Raw genomic sequence first — 5204 nt, forward strand, 5'->3', positions numbered from 1 at the left:
TGATAGTCCGCACGCCAATGGGATACGCGCCGAGGGTGGCCAGCTCAGGCGCCAGCGGCGTGACGACATCGATGCGTTGATCGAGCGATACGGCGGGAGCAGGTTGCGCGCTGGCGCCGCTGACCACGCCAACAGAAAGCGCGAGAGCGGCCAGCGCGTGGAGCGCGCCGCGGCGAGCCCGGAACGGGTGAAGCGGAGGCATCGACATGCGTCGAAGCTGGCTCGCCACGCGGTACTACGCCAGCCGGGGGCGGCTCCCGTTCTCCGTGCAGATCTCGCTGCCGTTCGATGCCGGAGATCGTGCCACCCTATCGGCTTGGGCTATCTTGTACTGATGATGTCGCTGACGACGCAGCCCATGGCTTCCCTCGCCCTGCTGGTGACGCTTACTGGTTGCGGTGGCGGATCGGTTGCCGCCCCGGTGGCCCCGGCGCCTCCCAGTGCGCCGATCGTGGTGTGGACCACACCTCCCGTGAGCGCACCGCGTGTGCAGTATCGCACCTTTCAGAGTACGATTGCGCGCGCGACCGTGAGTTATCACGTGTACACGCCGCCGCAGTACGACAGCGAAGCGGCGCGCCGGTTTCCGGTGCTCTACTGGTTGCATGGCAGCGGTGGGGGACTGGGTGGGATTGGCGTGCTGTCGGCCTACTTCGACAACGCGATTCGCGCGGGACGCATACCGCCCATGCTCGTGGTGTTCCCCAACGGGATGGCGTCGAGCATGTGGGCCGATTCCAAAGACGGACGCGTCCCCATGGAGTCCATGGTGGTGCGCGATCTGGTGCCGCATGTCGACGCAACCTTTCGCACGGTGGCCGCGCGCGACGGCCGGTTGCTGGAAGGCTTCAGCATGGGTGGGCTTGGCGCGTCGCGTTGGGGGCTACGCTACCCTGACGTATTTGGCGCGATGAGCATGTTCGCGGCGGGCCCGCTGGACCTGGACTTCAACGGGCCGCGCGCGACGGGGAACCCCGCCGAACGGGCGCAGATCCTGCGCGACGTGTACAGCGATGACATGACGTACTATGTCGCGCAGAACCCGTTCACGGTGGCCGAGCAGTATGCCGCGGCGATCCGCGGGACGCCGCGCGCGCTGACGCACTTTCGTCAGGTGGTTGGTTCGCTCGACTTCACGTTGCCGGCCAACGAGGAGTTCCGCGCGCATGTCACGCGACTGGCGATTGTGCAGGAGTACACGCTGGTGCCCAACGTCGGACACGACACCATGGCGCTGCTCGAGGCGCTCGGCGAACGGAACTTTGCGTTTTATCGCGCGGTGTTCGGCGCGCGTTGAGGCTCGGCGCTCAGCCTCGCCTCGAGGTAACGCGTGACGGATGGATTCGTTCTGCGGGTTGCGACGCTTTACCAGTTCTCGCGCGATCTGTTCAACGATCCCGATCGGTATCGGCGTTGTCTGCTGGCCGACGACGAGGCGTAGCACCGGGGAGTCGCTGCTGTACCCACGCGGGGAGCAGAAGATTGTCGGCGATGGCCGCGATTTCCTCGGCTTCTGCCCACGCGCGCTCGAGGGCGGCGAGGTCGCCTTCGAGGGCGGCGCGTTCGGTGTCTTCGTGGAGGGCCATTTCGAGGGCGAGTACGGTTTGGCGCGGAACCTCACGCCACGAGCCGTTGAAGGGCCCCTTCTTCGTCCCGATGTACTGCCGCATGAAGGCACTGGAGGAGCCTGCCTCCGCCAGTTGCGTCACCGCCGACTTGACGGTGTCGGCGGAGCCGCCTTCTTCATTGGCGACGGTAAGCAGCTTGCCCAGGAGCCGTTTCGCATCATCGCCCGTGACGATGCTGCGCCCTTCCTTGTGCAGCACGTTGAGCTGCCAGCCGAGGGACTCCGCAGTGCCGTCGCCCACGGCTTCGAGTTGCACGTTGGTGAGATCGGGTCGACGCAGTGTGACGAGGCCGTTGCGATACGGTACGCGCGCGATGCGCCGGAGATGTAACCGGTAGAGGTTCCAGTAATTCAGCGCGCCCGGAATGAGTCCAGCAGCCGGAATGGCGCTGTGCAAGCTCGGATCGATCCACTTGAGCGCGGTGAGCCCGATCATGAGCGTCGCGCTTCCGCCGTACACCGCCCACGTGCGGAGGCGACGGCGCTGCAACTCCCCGCCGTACCGCCACGCGGCGAATTCCGGCTTGGTGGGCAGTCCCACACGCACGAGCTGCAGCCCTTCGCTCAACTTCGCGAGGCCGATGTTGTCGGTGCTCGCCTTGAGTGGCGTGCCCCGGTACAGCCGTTCGCACGTTTCGATGGCTTCCCACCGTTCTTCGAGCGGCGAGAGGTTCCAGCGGGCGCAGCGCGGGCACACGGCCCACAAGCGGCCGCGGGCCCCGTCGAAGGCGAGCTTGCGCCCCACTGGGAACGATTCGACGACCTCATTGGCGCCGAGGGCGCCGTGGCAATAGACACAGGTGGAGAACACGCGAGGAATCTAGCCCGCGCGCCGTGGCGTCCGCCCGCGATGTCGCGGGCGGACCCACGTTCCCTCAGCCGAACACCAGCCCGCCATCCACGATCAGATTCTGCCCTGTCACGGAACGCGCCCACGGGCTCGCGAAGAACAGCACCGTATCGGCCAGCTCGTCAGGCGTGGTGACGCGCCGGAGCGGCGTATTCGCAGCAATGAGGTCGAACACCACGTCGGGTGTGGCCGCGCTGGCGTCGGTGGTGCGCAGCAGCCCGCCCGATACCATGTTCACGGTGATACCACGCGGCCCGAGCTCGGCCGCCGCGGTGCGGGTGAACGCGAGCAGCGCGCTCTTGGCTGCCGTGTAGTCGTGATACGGCACCACCGGATTCTGCACGAGGTTGCTGCCAATGGTGATGACCCGTCCGAAGCCCGCCTGCGCCATGGCCGGCACCGCACGCTGCAGCAACGTGAGCGCGCCCACGCAGGCCGTATTGGTCTGCTCCAGCAGCTTGTCCGGCGTGAGCGTGGCCATGGTGTCGCGCGCGTCACCATTGAACCGGTAGTCGGCGAGCGCATTGTGAACGACCGTCGTGACCGGGCCCATCGTGCGCTCGATGGTGTCGAACATCGCGCCGACCTGAGCCGCATCGCGCACGTCGGCCTGCAGCGCCACTGCGCGCGGCCCCAGGGTGGCCACCAACGCCTCGGCCTGCGCCTGACTGGCGCGATAGTTCACGACGACCTGCGCGCCCTCGCGGGCGAATGCGGTGGCAATGGCGGCACCCAGTCCGCGACCGGCACCGGAGACAACGACGACCTGCTCGGAGAGAGAACGGGACATGATCAATCCTGCCAGAGTGCGTGGAAGTGATGGGTGGGACCGTGGCCGTGCCCCACTGTGAGCTGATGCGCCGCCGTGATGGCGGCCGTGACGTACGTCTTCGATGCGTGAATCGCTTCGGGCAGTGCGGCCCCGTGCGCGAGTTCGGCGGTGATGGCGGCCGCGAGCGTGCACCCCGTGCCGTGCGTGTGCGTGGTTTGCACGCGAGGCGACTCGAACCAGTGCACGGCCTGCGCGGTTACGAGGCAATCCGGACATTCGCCACCCTCGAGATGTCCACCCTTGAGCAGCACGGCGGCCGGGCCAAGCGCGAGCAGGGCGTTTGCCTGCGCGACCATCTCCTCGCGAGTCGTGGCCACCGGCACGTCGAGCAGTCGCGCGGCCTCGGGGAGATTGGGAGTGATCACCGTGGCGCGGGGCACGAGACGCGCGCGTACCGCGTCGATGGCATCGTCGTGCAGCAGGGCCGCGCCCCCCTTGGCGATCATCACGGGGTCGAGCACCGTGGGCACGGGCGACTGGGCCTCCAGTGCGTCGGCGACGGCGAGCGCGATGTCTGCCGTCGCGATCATGCCGATTTTCACGGCGTCCACCCGCACGTCGGCGAAGATCGCCGCGAGCTGCTGCTGCACGAATGCCGGTGGTACGAGATGCACCCCCGCCACGCCGCGCGTGTTCTGGGCCGTGAGGGCGGTGATCGCCGCCATGCCGTAGCAGCGTCGTGCCGAGAACGTCTTGAGGTCGGCCTGGATACCGGCGCCCCCCGAGGGATCGGAGCCGGCGACGGTGAGAACATTGGGAATTCGCGCAGCGGTCATGCGCACGCCCGGTTCGAAGGCGATACGGACTCGGCGATGGTGCGCGCGAGTGTCATGGTCGCCGTGAACGGATCAGCCTGTCCGCAGATCGCCGAGACCACGGCCACCCCATCCACCCCGGTGGCGAGAACGGAGGCCACGTTGGGGAGATGAATGCCACCGATCGCGACCGCCGGCAGTCGTGTCGCGGCGCGGGCCTCGGCGAGGGCGGTCAGGCCCATGGCGGCGGCGTGATCGGGCTTGGTCGCGGTGGCGAAGACCGGACCGATCCCGACGTAATCGATCACCGACGGATCGGCGTCGATCACGTGGGCCAGCGTCTCACAGGAGAGCCCCACGATGGCGTTCGGTCCGAGCTGCGCGCGCACCGTGGCGGGTGCGCAGTCGGACTGCCCCACGTGCACCCCGTGCGCTCCGATCGCCCGGGCAGCGTCGATGTCGTCGTTGACGATGAGCGGGACACCGGTGCCCTCGAGCGCGGCGACGAGGGCACGACCGACGGCGATGCGCTCGGCGGCATCACCCGTCTTGTCGCGGAGCTGGATCATCGTGGCGCCGCCACGCACGGCATCGCGCACGGTGTCAACGATCCCGTAGCCCGCGCACAACTCCGGGTCGGTGACGAGGTACAGGCGCAGTTGGGACGCCATCACCCCCATGAGACACGACCGCTGGCGTCGAGGTCGGCCGGCGTGACGGCGGCCAGTGCGTCGAGGAATTGCCAGCCGAACGACCCCGGGCCCTCCGCTACACGTCCTGCGCGTTCTCCGGCTTCGGCAAAGAGTGCGAGCGCGGCGATGGCGGCGTGCATGGGGGTGGTGACCGCCGCGTAGGCGCCCATGAGGCAGGTGAGGGAGCAGCCAAGGGCGGTGACGCGTGGCATGAGCGGCGATCCGCCCGTGATCGTGGCGACATGTGTGCCGTTGGTGACGAGATCGACGGTTCCGGTGACCGCGACCACGCCGCCGGTCTCGAGGGCGAGTTGACGGGCCGCGGGTTCGGCGGCCATCACCGGATCAGCGGCGTCTACGCCACGGGCGGTCGTATCGCCGCCGGCCAGGGCGAGGATCTCGCTGGCGTTGCCGCGCAGAATGGTGGGACGTAGCGCGAGCAGGGCGC

At 68.3% G+C, this 5204-nt stretch carries 6 protein-coding genes and 1 pseudogene; 1 reads left to right on the forward strand and 6 read right to left on the reverse strand.

The window, feature by feature from the left end:
* Positions 1–208: pseudogene (locus ACIQ6O_RS12525) on the reverse strand (hypothetical protein); the annotation flags it as partial.
* 126 nt (positions 209–334) lie between these two features.
* Between ACIQ6O_RS12525 and ACIQ6O_RS12530 the strand changes: the two are divergent.
* Positions 335–1297, forward strand: a complete 963-nt coding sequence (locus ACIQ6O_RS12530; protein ID WP_396208129.1) for an alpha/beta hydrolase — start codon at positions 335–337, stop codon at positions 1295–1297.
* A 91-nt stretch (positions 1298–1388) separates the two neighbouring features.
* On the opposite strand, the gene ACIQ6O_RS12535 is transcribed toward ACIQ6O_RS12530, so the two are convergent.
* The 5 genes from ACIQ6O_RS12535 to ACIQ6O_RS12555 all read right to left on the reverse strand — a co-directional run.
* A complete protein-coding gene (locus ACIQ6O_RS12535; RefSeq protein WP_396208130.1) occupies positions 1389–2438 on the reverse strand; it encodes a hypothetical protein in 1050 nt (349 codons plus the stop codon).
* Positions 2439–2502: 64 nt separating this feature from the next.
* A complete protein-coding gene (locus ACIQ6O_RS12540; RefSeq protein ID WP_396208131.1) occupies positions 2503–3267 on the reverse strand; it encodes a 3-oxoacyl-ACP reductase in 765 nt (254 codons plus the stop codon).
* 2 nt (positions 3268–3269) lie between these two features.
* Positions 3270–4085 (reverse strand): bifunctional hydroxymethylpyrimidine kinase/phosphomethylpyrimidine kinase, encoded by an 816-nt coding sequence (gene thiD / locus ACIQ6O_RS12545; protein ID WP_396208132.1) that lies wholly within the window; start codon positions 4083–4085, stop codon positions 3270–3272.
* Complete coding sequence (gene thiE, locus ACIQ6O_RS12550) at positions 4082–4735, reverse strand: thiamine phosphate synthase (RefSeq protein ID WP_396208133.1); 654 nt, start codon at positions 4733–4735, stop codon at positions 4082–4084. The genes thiD and thiE overlap by 4 nt, the downstream gene beginning before the upstream one ends.
* A partial coding sequence (locus ACIQ6O_RS12555; protein ID WP_396208134.1) for a hydroxyethylthiazole kinase occupies positions 4735–5204 on the reverse strand: 470 nt, incomplete at its 5' end. The genes ACIQ6O_RS12555 and thiE, both read right to left, overlap by 1 nt.

It is taken from the genome of Gemmatimonas sp. (assembly GCF_044345575.1).
In the GTDB taxonomy this organism is placed as follows: domain Bacteria; phylum Gemmatimonadota; class Gemmatimonadetes; order Gemmatimonadales; family Gemmatimonadaceae; genus Gemmatimonas.